Source organism: Lacisediminihabitans sp., assembly GCF_036404185.1.
GTDB lineage: Bacteria > Actinomycetota > Actinomycetes > Actinomycetales > Microbacteriaceae > Lacisediminihabitans.
The window spans coordinates 13,628-32,227 of the sequence record NZ_DASWPB010000182.1 but is presented as its reverse complement, the minus strand read 5'-3'; the positions used below and the strand labels follow the sequence as shown (position 1 = coordinate 32,227).

The window sequence follows — 18,600 nt, the reverse complement described above, 5'->3', positions numbered from 1 at the left end:
CGTGCGGCTCGCGCTCTACGCCTCGAAGATCATCGCCTACAGCCAGGGCTTCGACGAGATCGTCGCCGGCGCCGAGGAGTACGGATGGGACATCCACAAGGGTGACATCGCCAAGATCTGGCGCGGCGGCTGCATCATCCGTGCCCAGTTCCTCAACCGGATCACCGACGCCTATGCCGAGAACCCCGGCCTCGTCGCCCTGCTGACCGCGCCGTACTTCCGCGACGCGATCGCCGGTGCGCAGGACTCCTGGCGCCGCGTGGTCTCGACGGCCGCCGCGGCGGGCATCCCGTCGCCGGCCTTCTCCTCGTCGCTGTCGTACTACGACGGCCTGCGCGCCGACCGCCTGCCCGCCTCGCTCGTCCAGGGCCTGCGCGACTTCTTCGGTGCGCACACCTACAAGCGCGTCGACGCCGAGGGCACCTTCCACACCCTGTGGAGCGGCGACCGCAGCGAGATCGAGACCGAGGGCTCCTCGCACTGAGGGCGGTAGGCGGCCGGGCCCGCCCGCGGGCCTGGCCGCCCCACACGACTCGGCGCCCCGACCCGCTTCGCCGGCACTCCCGGCCCGCTGCGCCCGCGCACTCCCGGGCCGCCTCGCCCCGGCACTCCCGGCCCGCTCCACCCGCGTGCATAACTCCTGCAGTTCTTCGGCACGGCCCCGGTTCGCTGCCGTGCCCCCGCAATCATTGACCCCCGCCCGCCCGCTGGCAAGGATTGCAGGAGTTGTGCACGGCGGCGGCCGCGGACAGGCGACAAGACCGGTAGCCGAGCAGGGGAGACATCGTGTCGTGGCCCGAAACGACCTCGTGGCTGCTCACGATCGTCGGCATAACGGCGCTGCTCGTCGCATTGGCCGGCCCCGCAGGCAGCGGGAGGGGTCGCGTCTCACGACGACGTGTCTTTCTGACCGCCGGAGCGGTGCTCCTGGTGGCGGCCGGCCTCGTCGTCATCGGTGCGACCCTCTCTTCGTCGTCCCGCTCGACACCGGTCTAGCCGCGCGCATAACTCCTGCAATTCTCCGGCGTGGTCCTGATTCGCCGGGACGCGACCCCGTATTCCCGGTCTTCCGGCCGGCGACCGGGAAGAACTGCAGGAGTTATGCACGGGGACGGGCGGCCGACGAGTGGATTCCCGGACGGACGCCCGGCCGCGCGTGACAGAATCGTGGGCTATGGGCGACTGGGACGACGAACCGGAACTCGCCGGCTATGTGCCGAACGAGGGCGTTCCGCGGCGCCGTCGCCGGCTGCTCGTCGTCCGGGTCGTCGTGGTCCTCGGCATCCTCTGCCTGGTGCTGCCGCAGGTCGTGACCATGGTCAGCGTCGCGACGACCACGGCGAACGAGGCCTGCGCCGCGTGGGTGAGATACGAGGCGCCGGATGCGACGGGCTCCTCCGCGAGCTTCGAGCTGTTCGGCGATGGCGGGCTCGGCTGGCAGTGCTACTCGGTCGGTTCCTTCGGGGGCGGCAAGAGGGTCGCCTCGCTCGGACTGATCCCGGTCTCGCCCACCCTGTCGAGGGTGCCGGCGCCCGTCACCGAGAACTGACCGTCCGAGAACTGAGCGCCCGAGGACCGAGCCTGCCGGTCCGGAGTCCGCCCTAGAGAACGGTCGGGGCCTCGAGCAGCGACTCGCGGACCTCGCGGCGCATCACCTTGCCGATAAGCGACTTCGGCAGGTCGTCCGCGACGAGGATGCGCTTGGGCACCTTGTAGGCGGCGAGACTCTCCCGCGCGAAGTCGCGCAGCGCCTTCTCGTCGAAGCGCGCGCCCTCGGCGATGACCGCGACGGCTACGACCTCCTCGCCGCTGTGCCCGTCCGGCAGCCCGACGACCGCGACGTCGACCACGTCCGGATGCGCCCTGAGGGCATCCTCCACCTCGCTCGGCGCGACGTTGAAGCCGCCGGTGATGATGAGCTCCTTGATGCGGTCGACGACCGTCACGAATCCGTCGGCGTCGATCGAGATGATGTCCCCGGTGCGGAACCACGGGCCGCCCTCGTCCCCGTCCGCGGCAGGCAGGAACACCGCCGCGGTCTCGTCCGGCTTCCGCCAGTACCCGGAGAAGACCTGGGGGCCGCGCACGAGCAGCTCCCCCTCCTCGCCGAGCGGGCGGTCGACGGCCGGATTCTCCGGGTCCACCACCCGCACCTCGGTGTTCGGCAGCGGCAGGCCGACGGTTCCGGCACGACGGGTCGGGCCGACGGGATTGGCCATGAGCACCGGGCTCGTCTCCGACAAGCCGTAGCCCTCGACGAGGTAGCCGCCGGTCTGGGCCTCCCAGCGCTGGACCATGGAGGCCGACAGCGGCATGGCCCCGGAGATCGAGATCTCGATGCCCTTGAGGGACACCTTCTGCTCCCTGGCGGCCGTCATCAGCCGCTCGTAGATCGGGGGAACGGCCGGGAGGAAGGTGGCCGGATGCTTCTTCACGACCGCCAGCACCAGGTCCGGCTCGAACTTGGGGAACAGCACGAGCCGCGCGCCCATGCTCATCGCGAAGGTGAGGCACAGCGTGAGGCCGTAGGCGTGGAACATGGGCAGCACGGCATAAACGACGGAGGTGCCGCGCGGGACCATGGGGACCCACGAGCGGGACTGGGCCGCATTGCTGGTGAGGTTGAGGTGGGTGAGGACGGCGCCCTTCGGAATCCCGGTGGTGCCGCTCGTGTACTGGATGAGCGCGATGTCGTCGGCGGCCGGTCGCACGATGTCCGCCGCGATCGGCTCCGAGCTCGCCAACTCCTTCCAGGTGATCGTACCGCGCACCCTGGTGGTCAGCGCAGACCGGGACTCCCGCGCCCGCGCGATCGGCAACCGAAGCAGCGCGCGCGTGGCGAACGGCATGGAGCGGGTGATGTCCACCGAGATGAGGGTCCGGACCGCGACGTCGGACGGAAAGTCCTGGATGGTCTCGATGACCTTGTTCCAGGCGATCGCGACCTTCGCGCCGTGATCCTCGAACTGGTGGCGAAGCTCTCTCGGCGTGTAGAGCGGGTTGTGCTCGACGACGATGGCGCCGAGGCGCAGCACCGCGTAGAAGGCGACGATGTGCTGCGGGCAGTTGGGCAGCACGAGCGCCACGGTGTCGCCCTTCTGCACGCCCAGGATGCGCAGGCCCTCCGCCGCGCGGGCGATCTGCTCGCCCATCTCCGCGTAGCTGGTGGTCGCGCCGAAGAACTCGAGCGCAACGTTGCGCCCGAACTCGCTCACGGACTGCTCGACGAGGTCGAAGAGCGATCCCTCCGGCAGATCGATGTCATGGGGAACACCCTCGGCGTAACTCGAGAGCCACGGCCGCGGCGCGGGAATCGTCATGGTGCCCACTCTAGGGGGCGAGAGTGATCCCGTCGATCAACGGAAAGGAGGGGGTCGTTCAGTGCGACGGGACGGCGTCGAGCGCTGCCAGGGTCGCCTCGTCGAGCACCACCGCTCCCGCGGACACGTTCGCCTCGAGGTGACCCATGTCTGCCGTGCCGGGAATGAGCAACACGTTCGGCGCGTGCCGGAGCAGCCAGGCGAGACCGATGTGCGAAGGGGTGGTGCCGAGCGAACTCGCCGCCGAGGTGACCGCCGGTTCGTCGGTCACCTTCGGCCAGCCGGGGAACGCGCCGCCGAGCGGGAAAAACGGGACCCAGGCGATCCCCTCGGCGAGACACAGGTCCAGCAGCTCTTCGTCGCCTCTCGACACGAGGCTGTAGGCGTTCTGCACGCAGGCGATTCCCGCCGGGATCGCTCGGCGCAGCCCTTCGAGGGTGACGCTGCTCAGTCCGATCCCACCGATCTTGCCCTCCTCGCGCATCGCGATCATCACCGCCAGCTGGTCGTCGATGTCCACCAGCTGGTCTCCCTCGGCGCGCAGCCCCGGACCGGCATCCGCTCGCCGGAGGTTGACGACCGAGATCTGATCGACGCCCAGGCTTCTCAGGTTGTCTTCCACGCTGGCCCTGAGCTGCTCGGGACGCTGGGCAAGACGAAGAGGGACGGGTCCCTCCGGGTTCGGGTCCGCGCCGATCTTGCTCACCACCACGACCTCCCCGGGCTCCAGCGCCTCGCGGATGAGGCCGTTGGACAGCCCGTCACCATAGAACTGGGCGGTGTCGATGTGATCGATGCCGAGCTCGACCGCGCGACGCAACAGCGCTATCGCCGCGCCACGGTCGTTGCCCAGCCGCTCGAGTTGCATCGCCCCGTACCCGATCCGAGAAACGGTGTGACCCGCCAGCAGACCGGAGCCCCCTGGACGGGGAACGTTCGCGCCGGCCGGGTCGGTGAAGGTGGTGGACATCGGCGAGACCCTGCTTTCCTGAGGTGGCCGTGGAAGCGGAGTGATCTCCGCTTCGCCTCACTCTAGCATTACCGGAGGTACCTCCGCTTAATTCCACCCCACTCGCCGCGCGCCGAGAACATCATCAGTGCGCTGCACCCGAAAAACGCCGGCCGACGGCCGCGGATGCGCGGGAAAGGGAGATCAGGCGGCGCCGTCGAACATCGAGGTGACCGAGCCCTCGTCGAAGACCTCGTGGATCGCCCGCGCGAGCAGCGGCGCGATGGGGAGGATGGTCAGGCGGTCCCAGCGCTTCTCCTCGGGGACCGGGAGGGTGTCGGTGACGACGACGGAGTCGATGAAGTCACTCTGCAGCAGGTCCGTGGCCGGGTCGGAGAAGACCGCGTGGGTCGCGGCGACGACGACGCCGAGCGCGCCGGCGGCCTTGAGCGCCTCGGCCGCCTTGACGATCGTGCGCCCCGTGTCGATGAGGTCGTCGACGAGCAGGCACATCCGGCCGTTGACGTCACCGACGATCTCGTGCACGCTGACCTCGTTGTGCACCCGAGGATCCCGGCGCTTGTGGATGATCGCGAGCGGCACACCGAGCTTGTCGCTCCAGCTGTCCGCCACCTTCACCCGCCCCATGTCGGGGCTCACCACCGTGAGGGTGGACGGGTCGAGCCTGGTCCGGAAGTGCTCGAGCAGCACGGGCATGGCGAACAGGTGGTCGACCGGGCCGTCGAAGAAGCCCTGGATCTGCGCGGCGTGCAGGTCGACGCTCATGATGCGGTCGGCCCCGGCGACCTTGAACATGTCGGCGACGAGCCTGGCCGAGATCGGCTCGCGCCCGCGGCCCTTCTTGTCCTGGCGGGCGTACGGGTAATACGGCACGACGACCGTGATGCGCTTGGCCGACGCCCGCTTGAGGGCGTCGATCATGATGAGCTGCTCCATGAGCCACTCGTTGACCGGACGGGTGTGCGACTGGATGACAAACGCATCCGACCCGCGCACGCTGTCGTTGTAACGGGCGTAGATCTCACTCGACGCGAAGGTTCGAGTGTCCGTCGGCGTGAGCTCGGTGCCGAGCTCGGCGACGACGTCCTGGGCGAGCTGCGGATGCGCTCGCCCGGTCACGATCACGAGTTTCTTCGTCCCAGTGATCTTGATGCCGGACACGTATCCCGCTCTCTTTTCTGCCGGTCACCCGACGGGTTGTGCGACTTCGGTCACTCGTCTTCCGCGCTGCGTGCGGCCGCGGCCTGCGCCGACGCGGTCCCAGCACGGTTGGCCTCGACCCAGCCGATCATGTTGCGTTGCGAAGCGACGGTGATCGCAAGCGCTCCGGCCGGCACATCCTTGCGCACGACCGTTCCCGCTCCCGTCTTCGCTCCGTCACCAATTCTAACGGGGGCGACGAAGACGTTGTGAGACCCCGCATGCACGTGGGAGCCGATTTCGGTGTGATGTTTGACCAGATCGTCGTAATTGGCGGTGATGGCGCCCGCCCCGAGGTTGGTGTCCTCGCCGATGGTGGTGTCGCCGACGTAGCTGAGGTGGGGCACCTTGCTCCCGGCGCCGATGGTGGAGTTCTTCGTCTCGACGAAGGTGCCGATCTTGCCGCCGTCGCCCAACCGGGTGTTCGGCCGGAGGTAGGCGAACGGGCCGACGGAGGCGTTCGGGCCGATCACCGCGAGCGTCGCGTCGCTGCGCTTGACGGTGGCGTTCTCGCCGATCTCGCAGTCCACGAGCGTGGTGTCAGGCCCGACGACCGCACCGCGCCCGATGACCGTCGCCCCCCTGATCTGGGTGCCGGGGAGGATCTCGACGTCCTCGGCGAGGCTCGCCTTGAGGTCGATCCAGGTCGTCGACGGGTCCTGCACGGTGACCCCCGCGAGCTGCCAGCCGCGGACGATGCGCGCGTTGAGCTCGGCACCGGCGGCCGCCAGCTGGGCTCGGTCGTTGATCCCGGCGACGAGCCAGGGATCGGAGACCCGGACCGCCTCGATGCGACCGCCGGATGCGCGGATGCCCGCGGCGGCATCCGTCAGGTACATCTCGTTCTGGGCGTTGGCCGTCCCGATCCCCGCCAGGGCGGCACGCAACGCCGCGACGGCGAAGACGTAGACCCCGGCGTTCACCTCGGTGATCGCCAGCTGGGACTCGGTGGCGTCGCGCTGCTCGACGATCGAGTCGAAGGCGCCGGCGTCGTCGCGGACGATGCGGCCGGCCCCCGTCGGGTCGGCGAACTCGGCGCTCAGCAGGGTGAGGGCGTTGTCCGCGAGCTCGTGGCTCTCGATCAGCGCCAGCACGGTCGCCGCGTCGAGCAGGGGGACGTCGGCGCTGAGCACGACGACGTGCCCGGCGAAGCCGTCGGGCAGGGCGGCGAGCCCCACCTCGACGGCGCGTCCGGTGCCGGGCACCTCGTCCTGGTCGACGATGATCGCGCCGGGAAGCTGTTCGGAGACCACGGCGGCGACCGCGTCCCGGTCGTGCCGCACGACGACGACGACGTGCGCGGGGGCGAGCCGTTCCGCGGTGGCCAGCACGTGGGAGACCAGGGGAAGGCCGGCGAGAGAGTGGAGGATCTTCGGTTTGGCGGACCTCATCCTGGTCCCCTGACCGGCGGCCAGGACGATGATGGCGAGCTCTCGCATGGTGTCTTCTCTCCTCGGCTCCTGCCGGAGCGCTGTGCGGCCGTTCGGGCTCCGCCTCCAGGATTCGAACCTAGACCTAACAGCTCCAAAGGCTGTCGTGCTGCCATTACACCAAGGCGGACCGCAGCCGTCCGGAAGGAACGGCGGCGCCGTCAAGTCTGCCAGATGGAGCCCCATCCCTCGCCAATCCGGTTCCCATCGGCGGGAGGGGCGGCCCGGACGCGCGCCATAATGGGTGGATGCCCGCACACGACGAAGTCGACCGAATCGTCGAAGCGTGGAGGCGTGAGCGTCCCGATCTCGACTTCGCTCCGCTACAGGTGCTCTCCAGGGTCGGCAGGCTCTCGAAGCACCTGGATCGCGCGCGCAGGGCCGCGTTCACGGCATCCGGGCTCGAGTACTGGGAGTTCGACGTCCTCTCGGCCCTGCGCAGGGCAGGCAAGCCGTACCAGCTGAGCCCCAAGGCGCTGCTTCAGCAGACCCTCGTCAGCAGCGGCACCATGACCAATCGCATCGACCGGCTCGTGGCGCGGCAGCTGGTGGAGCGGCGCACCGACCCGAACGACGGCCGCGGCATCCTGGTGACCATGACGCCGACCGGCCGGGAGCGAGTGGATGCGGCCATCCGCCTGCTTCTCGGGGCGGAGACCGAGCTGCTCGACGGGCTGTCGGCGGTCGACCAGGAGCGTCTCGCCGGGCTGCTGCGCAAGCTCAGCCTCGACTTCGACTGATCACCGCCCTCGGTCTCCAGAGCGGACCCGCGGGTCCACTCGCAGACGCGGATGGACCCACGCGCCTCGGCTAATACCGCAGTCCGTGACCGAACCGGAAGACCGGGTTCTCGGTATCGAACGGCACGTCCTCCTTGCTGGCCTCCACGGCCGCCATCGACCGCGGCAGGTCGAAGGGCAGACTGCCCCTCGGCTCGGAATCGCCGAACAGCACGGCCAGGAGAGATTCGTCGGAGCTGCCGTAGTTCGCGACGATCGCCGCCGCCTGATCGACGAGGTCGGTGATGATGGCGGGACGATCGAGGTAGATATCGATGACGGTCGGAACCACCGCGGTGACGGCCAGCAGGCGATCGAGTTCATCCTTCGGAAAAGCGAGGGAACCGGCGTGGAAGAACGACTCGAAGCCGTGCGTTCGCGGTTCCCACGGCGCCTTGATCCGAAGGATGGCGACATCCGCCTGCTCCGGCGTGGCGACGACGGTGCCGAACCCCTCCACGGCGGAGGCCTTGAGACCCTCGATGTAGACGCGCCGGCCGCGGGCGAGCGGCAAGGTCGGCTGCCCGTCCTCGGCCGTGTTGGTCAGCACCGTCAGGGAGTCGCGCTGGGCGGCGAGCCCAGCATCACGGAACTCCCGGTTGCCGACGATGAGATTGGCACGTCCCTCGTCGACGAAGGGGTCGTCGAACAGGCCGAGCACAAACTTCTCCGCGAGCAGCCGCCTGATCGATATGTCGAGACGGGCCTCGGAGACACGTCCCTGTCGAACGAGCTTCAGCAGCACGTCGGTGCATAGCTCGCCGCCGAACTGGTCGACGCCGGCATCAAGCACCGTGAGCATCCGTTCCTCGCGACTCAGGCTCTCGACGCCCCAGGCCCGTGCCGGCATCGGGGCGCCCATCATCTCGACGTCGGTGAGGAGTCCCCAGTCGGTGCAGACGATGCCCTGGAAGCCGTAGCGCTCTCGCAGCAGCCCGGTGATCACCGACCGGTTGAATCCGAAACCCACCTCCTCGTACTGCGTGCCCACCGGCATGCCGTAGTACGGCATCATCTGCGATGCGCCGGCCCTGATGGCCGCCTCGAAGGGGAGCAGGTGGTATTCGAACCGGCCGCCTGGATAGACCTGCTCCCGTCCGTACGGGAAGTGCGGGTCCTCGCCGCCCTTCTGCGGTCCGCCACCGGGAAAGTGCTTGACCATGGTGGCGACGGACTCCGGGCCGAGTTCCTCTCCCTGGAAGCCGTGGATGTACGACACCACGAGGCGGGAGGTGAGCTCGGCGTCCTCACCGAAGGTGCCGTTCGTCCTCGCCCAGCGCGGTTCGGTCGCCAGGTCGATCTGCGGATGCAACGCCACCCGCAACCCCACTGCCACATACTCCTGGCGCGCGATGTCGGCGAACCGCCGCACGAGTTCCTCGGAGCGGATCGCCGCGAGCCCGAGGGGCTCCGGCCACTGGGAGAACGGGCCGGCGAGCATCGCCGTTCCCGGGTTGTCGGTGAAGGAGTGACGGGGATCGCTCGAGAAGGAGATCGGGATGCCGAGCGGCAGCTGTCGCGCGAGGCGCTGAGCGGCGTTCTGCCAGGCCGCGAACTCGCCACCCGTCGACGTGGAGCCGAGCAGGTTGAAGTGGTTGATCCGCCGTTTGAGCACCATCGAGGCGAGGGAGGGAATGCCGAACTCCGAGTTTCCCTCGTTCTGATCGGCCACGCTGGACATCGTGTGAAAGAACAGACCGACCTTGTCGGCGAGGTCCAGTCTCGACAGTAGGTCCTCGACACGCTGTTCCACCGACAGAGTCGGATCCTGATATGGATGGGCCACCGAAATCGATCCCGTTGTCATTTCACTCCCTTGATCTTGTAGACGAGCAGTCCGCCGACGATGGCGATGCACCCTCCGAGGACGAACCAGACCGAGTAGCCTGCCCCGGTGAACACCGAGTTCACCAGGGGGATCACCAGCGTGCCCGCGATGAAGGGCGCAAGCGTCTGCGGAAGCGTGTTGGCGATATTGAGGACCCCCAGGTCCTTCGCCATGTCCTTCGGATTCGGCAGCACCTCGATGCAGAGCGCGGCGTCAACAGCGAAGAACAGTCCGGCACCGGCTCCCAGTATCGCCTCCGCGACGAGGATGACGACGAGGCCGCCGGAGATTCCCACCACCGGAGCGAGACCCATCACGATGACACCGAGGCCGACCAGGATCCCACCGCCGGTGACGAAGATGCGCCGCCGCAACAGGCGATCGGATATGCGTCCGCCGATGACGCTGAACAGGACCATGAAGACGGTCGACACCGCCGTGGCATAGAGATTGAAGTTCAACTGGTCGGCGATGTTCGTCATGCCGAACTTCGTCGCCAGGTACAGGGTCAGGTACGTGGTCGTCGCCGCATAACCAAACATGATGAGTGCCTTGGTCAGCCAGGCCCAGCCCAGATTGCGATAGACCTTGGGGTTGAAGACGAAGGAGCCTAAAAAGTCCTTGATGCCGAACGGATGATCCGGCTTCTCCCTGAGCACACGGTCCTTGAGGCCGAACGCGAAATACAGGCCGAAGACGAGGCCGATGATGCCCGGCACCGCGAATTTGAGGAAGATCGTCGGCAGCAGACTGAGTCCGACCGCCGCGATCAGGATCGCGACCGGACTTGCCGCTCCGATGAGGCCGGAGACGAGACCGCGACGCTCCGGAGGAACCTGGTCGGCGACGGTGACGGCCTCGGCCGCTTGAGCGAAGTTGCTGAAGAGCTGTGCGCCGCAGAAGGCGACAAGGAGAACCGGGATGTTCGGAGCGAGCCCCACACCGATCAGGGAGAGGAACGCCCCGACCACCCCGACGATGATCCACGGCTTGCGCATTCCGAACCGGGACGTGGTGCGATCCGACAACCGACCCGCGAGCGGCTGCGAGATCAGTGCGAACAGGGCGCCGACACCGGTCACAAGCCCCAGTTGGGTCGGCGCCTGATCGAGACCGACGAGAGTCTGGACCTTGACGCTCAGACCGCCGAGGACGGGGGCGAAAATGGCGAGGAACAGACCGAACGAGGCGAGCAGGTACCGGGGTGTGTAGCCTTTCGGCTCTCTCTCGGCGGTGTCCGACGGCAGCTCGGCGTTGATGGTTGTCACGGTTGTTGACTCCTTTGTCATGAGCGTTCGGTGGTATCACAGAGCATCGAGTCGATGCGAAACGAGAGTAGCATTAAAAACCTACACAAATGTAGGTTTTGATTGACGGACTCCTCCATCCGCCCGGACGGAGTCGAAAGCGGCAGAATAATCGATGATGAACACCACGACCGAGCACGGTTATGCCGCGGGCCGAGCGCGCCGGGACCAGATCATCGCCGAGGCAACGGTGCTGTTCGGCCGGCTCGGATTCCACAGCACGACCGTGGTCGAGATTGCGGCCCAGTGCGGCATTTCCCGCGCCGGCCTGCTCCACCACTTCCCGACCAAGGAATCACTTCTCGCCGCTGTGCTCGAGGAGCGCGATCGTGAGGACCGGGCACGATTCCGGCAGAACGGCTCGGCCAGCAGAGACGGCATCAGCGTGCTGCGAGGCATGGTCGATCTCGCCTCCTACAACAGCAGCCTGCCCGGAATCATCGCCCTGTACGCGGTACTCTCCGCCGAGGCCACGGCGGAGGACCATCCGGCGCACGCCTATTTCACCAAACGCTACGAACGCATCCGCTCGGAGACTCGGATCGCGCTGGAGCAGGCCAAGGCTGCCGGGCATCTCGTCGACGGTGTTGACATCCCGGCCGCGGCGATCGAACTGACGGCGCTCATGGATGGATTGCAGGTCCAGTGGCTGCTCGCTCCCCACCGGGTGGACATGGCACAACAGCTTCACCAGCGCATCCAGCAGCTGCTCGTCACCCGGCTTTAGCCCTGCTCAGGCCTCGAGGATCTCGCTCAGCTCCAGCCAGCGCTGCTCGAGCTCGGCGATCGCGGCCTCGGCGGTCGCGAGCTCCGCCTGCAGGGCGGCGAGGCCCGTGTAGTCCGACTGGTCGTGAACGGCGAACCGCCCGTGGATCGCCGCGACCTGAGCGGTCGCCTTCTCCAGCCGGCGGCTGACCGACCCGAGCTCCTTCTGCGCGTTCCGCAGCTCCGCACCCAGCAGCCTGGTGTGCCCCTTGCTGTTCACGGTCGGGGCAGCCGTCGAGCCACCCGTCCTGTGCGATTCCGAGACGGTCGCGCCCTTGCCCTCCTGCTTCGCCCGCAGCTGCAGGTACTGGTCGACGCCGCCAGGCAGGTGGCGCATCCGGCCGTCGAGGATGCCGTACTGGTTGTCGGTCACCCGCTCCAGCAGGTATCGGTCGTGGCTCACCACGAGCAGGGTGCCCGGCCAGGAGTCGAGCAGGTCCTCGATCGCGGCGAGGATGTCGGTGTCGAGATCGTTGGTGGGCTCGTCCAGGATGAGCACGTTGGGCTCGCCGAGCAGGATGAGCAGAAGCTGCAGGCGGCGCTTCTGGCCGCCGCTCAGGTCCTTGACGGGCGTGCTCAGCTGGGCGGACATGAAGCCCATGCGCTCGAGCAGCTGGCCGGGGGTGAGCTCCTTGCCGCCGGACACGTACGAGCTCTTCTGGCGGGCGATCACATCCATCACCCGGTCATTGAGGATGTCCGCGAGCTCGCCGAGCTGCTGGCTCAGGATCGCCACCCGGATGGTCTTGCCCCGCTTGACCCGGCCGGCGGTCGGCTGGAGGGTACCGGCGACGAGACCGAGCAGCGTGCTCTTGCCCGCGCCGTTGACGCCGAGGATGCCGGTGCGCTCACCGGGCGCGATGCGCCACTCGATGTCGCGCAGCACCTCCTTGCCCCCGGTCACCCTGCCGTCCTCGTCCGTGCTGCCGCCGTAGGTCACGCCGACATCGAGCAGGTCGACCACGTCCTTGCCGAGCCTCGCGGTGGCGAGCTGGCTGAGCGCGACGGTATCGCGCGGCGGCGGCTCGTTGGCGATCAGCTCGTACGCGGCATCCATCCGGAACTTGGGCTTGGTGCTTCGCGCCGGGGCGCCGCGGCGCAGCCAGGCCAGCTCCTTGCGCGCGAGGTTCTGTCGCTTCGACTCCATCGTCGCGGCCATGGTGTCTCGTTCGACGCGTTGCAGGATGTACGCGGCGTATCCGCCCTCGAAGGGCTCGACGATCTGGTCGTGGACCTCCCAGGTGTCCGTCGACACCTCGTCGAGGAACCACCGATCGTGGGTGACGACGATGAGGCCGCCCTGGTTCGGCGCCCAACGCTTCCTGAGGTGGCCGGCGAGCCAGGCGATGCCCTCGACGTCCAGGTGGTTGGTCGGCTCGTCGAGGAAGACGACGTCCCAGTCCCCCACCAGCAGCTGCGCGAGGGCGACCCGTCTGCGCTGGCCGCCGGAGAGCTCGCCGATGGTGGCCTCCCAGGGCACGTCGAGCAGCAGGCCGTCGATGACGTCGCGGATGCGCGCATCCCCCGCCCACTCGTACTCCTCCTTGTCGCCGACGATCGCGTCGCGGACGACGAGGTCCTCCGGCAGGAGATCGGCCTGGTCGAGCATGCCGAGCGTGACGCCGTTGCGTCGGGTGACCCTGCCCGAGTCCGGCTCGATGCGGCCGGAGAGCAGCCGCAGCAGGGTCGACTTGCCGTCGCCGTTGCGACCGACGACACCGATACGGTCGCCTTCGTTGAGTCCGAGGGTGACCGCATCGAAGATGACGCGGGTCGGATATTCGAGGTGAAGGGACTCGGCGCCCAGTAGATGTGCCATCCCGACGAGACTACCGGCTGGTCGCCGCGCGCCCCTCCGTATTCGCTGCCCGCGTAGCCGGCGCGACCAGGTCACGCGCCATCGAGTGGGCAGTTGTGGCGGGGTACGAAGCCGTCAAACCGCCACAACTGCCCACTCGGTGGCGAGAGCATTCGAGCGAGGAGTCGTCAGGCGGTCTCCTTGCCCTCACCCGCGGCCACTTCGCGCTCCTCCTGCTCCCGGTTGCGCAGGATGTCCTCCTCCGGCACCGGGGCCATCCTGTCCCAGAGGAAGAACAGGAGCCCGAGCACGAGCATCGCGAGCCCCGTCCACAGGTTGATCGCGATCCCCCCGGTGCGCTTGACGTCCGCGTCGAGGTTCACGATCCCGATGACCGTCACGATCACGCCGTAGACGACGAAGAGCGCGCCGAGGATGCGCCGCAGATCGAATCGCCGCGTCGAGGTCACGAGGTCGCGCTGCTCCTTCTCCGACAGGTCCCCTGAGCCGTTGTCTGTGATCTTCTCAGCCATGTCTTCCATCCATTCTCACGAAGCGGCCGTCACAGGAACGGCAGGTAGAGGGCGACGCAGAGCACGAGGGCGACCGTGCCGAGCAGGGCCGGTGACCGGTACCACTTGGTGTCGCCGGCGACCACGTCGCCCTTGAGGTCGATCTTGCCGACGCCGTAGACGAATCCCTTGAGCTCCTCGACCGGCTTCGGTTTGGTGAACATGCTGATCACGACACCGACGACGAGCACCGTGACAAAGGAGATGATCGCGCCGTACATGGTCTCCGCCGTGGCCGACTGGAACAGCCGGTTGTTGTTCAGGTAGGCGATGTAGACGGCGAACGGGGTCGCGATGCCGGCGAGATAGGACCACAGCGCCGCCGGCGTCGTCATGCGCTTCCAGAGCAGCCCGAGGATGAACACCGCGAACAGCGGGGCGTTGAACAGCGAGAACAGGGTCTGCAGGTAGGTCATGATGTTTGCGGCCCCTGCCGCGATGAACGCGGTGGCGATCCCGATGATCACGCCGACGACGGTGACCCAGCGCCCCGTCGTGAGGTAGTAGGAGTCCGACCGGTCGCGCTTCACGTAGCGCTGCCACAGGTCGTAGGTGAACACCGTGTTGAAGCTCGACACGTTGGCCGCCATCCCAGCCATGAATGAGGCGAGCAGCCCGGTGACGGCGATGCCGAGCACCCCGGTCGGCAGGTACATCTGGATGAGCTTCGGGATGACGTCGTTGTAAGTGAGCTTGCCCGTCCCGGCGGTCGCGCTGAGCTGGTTGCCGAGCACGGCGGCGCCGATGAGGCCGGGGATCACGACGATGAACGGGATGAACAGCTTCGGGAAGGCGCCGATGAGCGGGGTCCTGCGGGCCGCCGACATGTTCTTGGCGGAGATGGCCCGTTGCACCTCGGTGAAGTTGGTCGTCCAGTAGCCGAAGCTCAGGACGAAGCCGAGGCCGAGCACGATCGCCAGCCAGTTCGCGCCGATGGGGTTCGTCGTGTGGCCGATGCCGGTCCCCGCCCAGGTCGAGAGCATCTGCCCTCCCTGGGTGTGCTCGAGCGCCTTGGTGAGGCCACCCCAGCCGTGCACCCGGTTCAGCCCGACGATGGTCAGCGGGATGAGCCCGGCGATGATGACGAAGAACTGCATGACCTCGTTGTAGATGGCGCTGGAGAGGCCGCCCAGGGTGATGTAGACGAGCACAAATCCGCCGGAGACGATGATCGCCGTCCATTCCGGCCAGCCGAGCATCGCCTCGATCACGATCGCCATGGCGTAGAGATTGATGCCGGCGATCAGCACGTTCGAGATCGCGAAGGCGATGGAGTTGGCGACGTGCGGCGCCTTGCCGAAGCGCCGGAGCATGAACTCGGGAACGCTCCGCACCTTGGAGCCGTAGTAGAACGGCATCATCACCAGACCAAGGAAGACCATCGCGGGCACCGCGCCGATGAGGTAGTAGTGCAGCGTCGACATGCCGATCTGGGCGCCGTTCGCGGCCATCCCCAGGATCTCCGTCGCACCGAGGTTCGCCGAGACGAAGGCGAGGCCGGTGATCCAGGCCGGCATCGATCTGCCGGAGAGGAAGAAGTCCATGCTGGTCTTCACTCGCCGTCTGGCGACGAATCCGATACCGATCACCACCGCGAAATAGATCGCGAGCATCAGGTAGTCGATCCAGCTCAGAGAGAGCCGGATGCTGTTGTCCGCCGCAGCCAGCACCATGCGAAAAACTCCTCATCCGTCGGCGGTCATCGCCGCCGAACCTCATCGCGGACCGCTCGCCGTACCGGCCGGCCGGCACATCCGCCGCCGGTTCGTTAACCGTTCCGCGTTCCGCACGTGGACGGTACGCGGGGAAATCGGGTCGCACAGGGCCTTGAAAATCTTGAGAAACGGGAGGAATCATCCGTGCTCGCGACTCGACTGGGCAGTTGTGGCTGCCCGCGCTCTTCTCGGCCGACCACGACTGCCCACTCGATGGGGGCCGACCGGATGCTCACGGGACGGCCCGGTCGGCGAGCGTCGTGCGGACCCGGTTCACCAGGAGGTTCGGGCGCAGGTAGACGTGGTCCTTGATCACCCGGATGACCGCCCAGCCCGCCCGCTCCAGCAGCACCCTGCGCTCGATGTCCTCGGCGAACACCGCGGGATCGGTGCGGTGGAGCTCGCCCTCGTATTCGATCGCGATCCGCTCACGCGGATAGCAGAGGTCGGGGGTCGCCACGAACTCCCCGAAGGAGTTGAGCACGGTGTGCCCGATCACCGGCTCCGGCAGACCGGCGTCCACCAGGAGCAACCGCACCCGTGTCTCCATGGGAGAGTCCGTGCCCGGTCGCACGCGGCGGAGGGCGGATCGGAGCATCCGGACACCGCGGGCGGAACCGTGCCGCTCGAGAGCCTCGGCGAGTTCCTGCATGCTGGACTGCGGCCGCTTGCGCCGAACCAGGTGGTCCCCGGCGACCACGAGCTCGGGCTCGGTGAGGAACCCGGCGAGCTGGCACCAGGCATCCGCCGCCGAGACGATCGGGAGCCCGCGGTAGTCGCCCACGACGACCGGCGACGAGAGCCGATGACCGTGCACGCCCCGCACCCGCGGAGCGAAGGCCGGGGCCAGGACGCTCACGTGCAGCTCGGCGGACCGCTCCAGCCGGGCGGGAAGCGGGATGCCGTAGACCCGTGCCGCGGTGACGTGGCTGACGAACTCGCCCGGCCCCATTCGCGCCCGCAGCGCGTCGAGCATCGAGGCCGTGCCCGCAGGCATCCGGATGCCCCGGAACGGCGCCCGCAGATCGCTCGCCCGCAGCCGGGCGCGCGAGATGCCGGCGGCCGCCGCATCGGCGACGCGGAATGGCCGCCCGGACAGGCCGGGTGGCAGGGGTTTCGGTCTCGGCATCCGACCAGCCTCGTCGCCTGCGCGCCTGCCCGCGCGCCTCGTCCACAGGCCTGCGGGCGCTCCGCGCATCGAGTGGGCAGTTGTGGCTGGCTGCGCGCGCCCCAGCCAGCCATGACTGCCCACTCGAGGGAGAGAGGGCGGCGAGAGGGAGGGAGGGAGGGAGGGAGGCGCGCTACCTAGCCGACGGTGACCGTGACCTCGTGCCAACCCTCCGAGCCGTTGGGCGCGGGGGGAACGTAGTGCTTGCTCTGGGTCTTGCCGTTCGCGTCGGTCGCGCGCACCCGGATGCTGTGCGACCCGGCGGATGACTCCCAGCGGTACAGCCACTGCCGCCAGGTGTCCGCGGAGACGGAGTCGGCCAGCTCCGCCTGGACCCATGGCTCGTCGTCCACCTGCACCTCCACCGCCTGCACGCCGATGTGCTGCGCCCAGGCCACGCCCGCGACGGCGACCGTCCCGCGCGCGACCGAGGCGTTCGACCTCGGTGTGTCGATGCGGGAGGACAGCTTGATGGGGCCGTTCGCCGACCACCCCCTGGGGATCCAGTAGCCCTCGGCGCGGGAGAACCGGGTGACCTCCAGCGAGACGAGCCATTTCGTGGCGGAGACGTAGCCGTAGAGTCCCGGGACGACCATCCGAACCGGAAAGCCGTGCTCCAGCGGAAGCGGCTGGCCGTTCATCCCGACGGCGAGCAGCGCCTGCGTCCCCTCGTCCTGGAGCACGTCGAGCGGGGTCCCCGCCGTGAAGCCGTCCACGCTCGTGGAGAGCACCATGTCCGCGCCCGCCTTCGGGACGGCCTTGGCCAGCAGCTCGCGGATCGGATAGCCGAGCCAGAGCGCGTTGCCGATGAGGTCACCCCCGACGTCGTTGGACACGCAGGCGAGCGTGGCCATGTGCTCGATGAGCGGCTTGTCGAGCAGCTCCGCGAAGCTCAGCTCGAGTTCGTTCTCGACCATCCCGGTGATCTTCAGCCGCCAGGTGTCCGGGTCGACGGAGGGAACCTGGAGCGCGGTGTCGATCCGATAGAAGTCGGCGTTCGGGGTGACGAGGGGTGAGAGTCCCGCGACGTCCAGGGAGGCGCCCGCGGGCACCGGCGGGGCCACCACGGCCGCCTTCGGCAGGGTCAGCCTCGTGCGCAGGTCGGTCACCGCACTCGCGGCGGCGTTGACGATCCTCGCCCCGGTCCCCGCCGCCAGGGCGGCCACACCGGCGATGAGCGTGAGCGAGAGGAAGCTGCGGCGCTCCAGTTGCCCCGCCCTCGGGGCATCCTCGCTTCTCACGGCCCGCCAGCGTCTCAGCCGCTCCGTCGAGATCCGGAGCACGACGATGCCCGCGACCGCCCCGACGATCGTCGGGACGCCGTTGAGGCCGGATGCGCCGGCCCTCGTGACGACGGCGACGAGGGCGAACAGGCTGGCGAGGCCGAACAGCACGACGCCCCAGGGCGGTCGGCGCGTCTCGAGCACGCCTCCCGCGGCGGCCAGCAGGACGAGGATGACGGCCATGAGGGTGAGCAGCGCCGCCTTGTCCCCCGTGCCGAAGAGGCCGACGACGAGCTCCTTGACGCCGCCTGGGGCGAGGTCGATCACGAGCGACCCGACCGCGAACAACGGGCTTCCCGCCGCGCCGGCCACGAGCGAGATCACCTCCGCGACGGCGAGCACCACGGCGGCCGAGGCGATGCCGGTCAGCGCCTCCCAGGGCCACCGGGCCGCGTGCGGAGTCGGACCGGAGGAGTTCTGCGGGGCTGGCATCGGGTCAGGATAAGCCGGGCATCCGGGAAATGC

At 68.3% G+C, this 18,600-nt stretch carries 15 protein-coding genes, 1 tRNA gene and 1 pseudogene; 5 read left to right on the top strand and 12 right to left on the bottom strand.

Features of this window, described 5'->3' with window-relative positions; translation table 11 throughout:
* The 3 genes and pseudogenes from VGC18_RS13255 to VGC18_RS13245 form a co-directional block, all read left to right on the top strand.
* Positions 1–484 (top strand): annotated as a pseudogene (locus VGC18_RS13255) (NADP-dependent phosphogluconate dehydrogenase); the annotation flags it as partial.
* A 302-nt stretch (positions 485–786) separates the two neighbouring features.
* Positions 787–996: a hypothetical protein gene (locus VGC18_RS13250; RefSeq protein ID WP_331098152.1), complete on the top strand. Its 210-nt coding sequence runs from the start codon at positions 787–789 to the stop codon at positions 994–996.
* Between the two features lie 178 nt (positions 997–1,174).
* Positions 1,175–1,549 (top strand): hypothetical protein, encoded by a 375-nt coding sequence (locus VGC18_RS13245; protein WP_331098151.1) that lies wholly within the window; start codon positions 1,175–1,177, stop codon positions 1,547–1,549.
* A gap of 52 nt (positions 1,550–1,601) precedes the next feature.
* On the opposite strand, the gene VGC18_RS13240 is transcribed toward VGC18_RS13245, so the two are convergent.
* The 5 genes from VGC18_RS13240 to VGC18_RS13220 all read right to left on the bottom strand — a co-directional run bounded on the left by VGC18_RS13240 (position 1,602) and on the right by VGC18_RS13220 (position 7,050).
* Complete coding sequence (locus VGC18_RS13240) at positions 1,602–3,320, bottom strand: long-chain-fatty-acid--CoA ligase (protein WP_331098149.1); 1,719 nt, start codon at positions 3,318–3,320, stop codon at positions 1,602–1,604.
* 58 nt (positions 3,321–3,378) lie between these two features.
* Complete coding sequence (locus VGC18_RS13235) at positions 3,379–4,290, bottom strand: aldo/keto reductase (protein ID WP_331098147.1); 912 nt, start codon at positions 4,288–4,290, stop codon at positions 3,379–3,381.
* A gap of 183 nt (positions 4,291–4,473) precedes the next feature.
* Complete coding sequence (locus tag VGC18_RS13230) at positions 4,474–5,451, bottom strand: ribose-phosphate diphosphokinase (RefSeq protein ID WP_331098145.1); 978 nt, start codon at positions 5,449–5,451, stop codon at positions 4,474–4,476.
* Between the two features lie 50 nt (positions 5,452–5,501).
* A complete protein-coding gene (gene glmU / locus VGC18_RS13225) occupies positions 5,502–6,929 on the bottom strand; it encodes a bifunctional UDP-N-acetylglucosamine diphosphorylase/glucosamine-1-phosphate N-acetyltransferase GlmU (RefSeq protein ID WP_331098143.1) in 1,428 nt (475 codons plus the stop codon).
* Positions 6,930–6,978: 49 nt separating this feature from the next.
* Positions 6,979–7,050, bottom strand: a tRNA-Gln gene (locus VGC18_RS13220).
* Positions 7,051–7,168: 118 nt separating this feature from the next.
* Here VGC18_RS13220 and VGC18_RS13215 point away from each other — a divergent pair.
* Positions 7,169–7,660, top strand: a complete 492-nt coding sequence (locus VGC18_RS13215) for a MarR family winged helix-turn-helix transcriptional regulator (RefSeq protein ID WP_331098141.1) — start codon at positions 7,169–7,171, stop codon at positions 7,658–7,660.
* Positions 7,661–7,730: 70 nt separating this feature from the next.
* Here the strand turns inward: VGC18_RS13215 and VGC18_RS13210 are convergent, their stop codons facing one another.
* Together VGC18_RS13210 and VGC18_RS13205 are read right to left on the bottom strand one after the other, a co-directional pair.
* On the bottom strand, positions 7,731–9,506 hold the full coding sequence (locus VGC18_RS13210) for a glycoside hydrolase family 3 protein (protein WP_331098139.1): 1,776 nt from the start codon (positions 9,504–9,506) through the stop codon (positions 7,731–7,733).
* Complete coding sequence (locus VGC18_RS13205) at positions 9,503–10,795, bottom strand: MFS transporter (protein WP_331098137.1); 1,293 nt, start codon at positions 10,793–10,795, stop codon at positions 9,503–9,505. Before VGC18_RS13205 ends, VGC18_RS13210 begins: the two co-directional genes overlap by 4 nt.
* Positions 10,796–10,949: 154 nt before the next feature.
* On the opposite strand from VGC18_RS13205, the gene VGC18_RS13200 reads away from it, so the two are divergent.
* Positions 10,950–11,561, top strand: coding sequence for a TetR/AcrR family transcriptional regulator (locus VGC18_RS13200; RefSeq protein WP_331098135.1), 612 nt, complete (start codon positions 10,950–10,952; stop codon positions 11,559–11,561).
* A gap of 6 nt (positions 11,562–11,567) precedes the next feature.
* On the opposite strand, the gene VGC18_RS13195 is transcribed toward VGC18_RS13200, so the two are convergent.
* The 5 genes from VGC18_RS13195 to VGC18_RS13175 all read right to left on the bottom strand — a co-directional run bounded on the left by VGC18_RS13195 (position 11,568) and on the right by VGC18_RS13175 (position 18,567).
* Entirely contained in the window at positions 11,568–13,418 is a 1,851-nt protein-coding gene (locus tag VGC18_RS13195) for an ABC-F family ATP-binding cassette domain-containing protein (protein WP_331098133.1), read from the bottom strand.
* A gap of 167 nt (positions 13,419–13,585) precedes the next feature.
* Positions 13,586–13,930: a hypothetical protein gene (locus VGC18_RS13190; protein ID WP_331098131.1), complete on the bottom strand. Its 345-nt coding sequence runs from the start codon at positions 13,928–13,930 to the stop codon at positions 13,586–13,588.
* 29 nt (positions 13,931–13,959) lie between these two features.
* Positions 13,960–15,642, bottom strand: coding sequence for a sodium:solute symporter family protein (locus tag VGC18_RS13185; protein ID WP_331098129.1), 1,683 nt, complete (start codon positions 15,640–15,642; stop codon positions 13,960–13,962).
* Positions 15,643–15,916: 274 nt separating this feature from the next.
* Positions 15,917–16,813 (bottom strand): hypothetical protein, encoded by an 897-nt coding sequence (locus VGC18_RS13180; protein WP_331098127.1) that lies wholly within the window; start codon positions 16,811–16,813, stop codon positions 15,917–15,919.
* A gap of 176 nt (positions 16,814–16,989) precedes the next feature.
* Positions 16,990–18,567: a molybdopterin-dependent oxidoreductase gene (locus tag VGC18_RS13175; RefSeq protein WP_331098125.1), complete on the bottom strand. Its 1,578-nt coding sequence runs from the start codon at positions 18,565–18,567 to the stop codon at positions 16,990–16,992.
* Between the last annotated feature and the right edge of the window lie 33 nt (positions 18,568–18,600).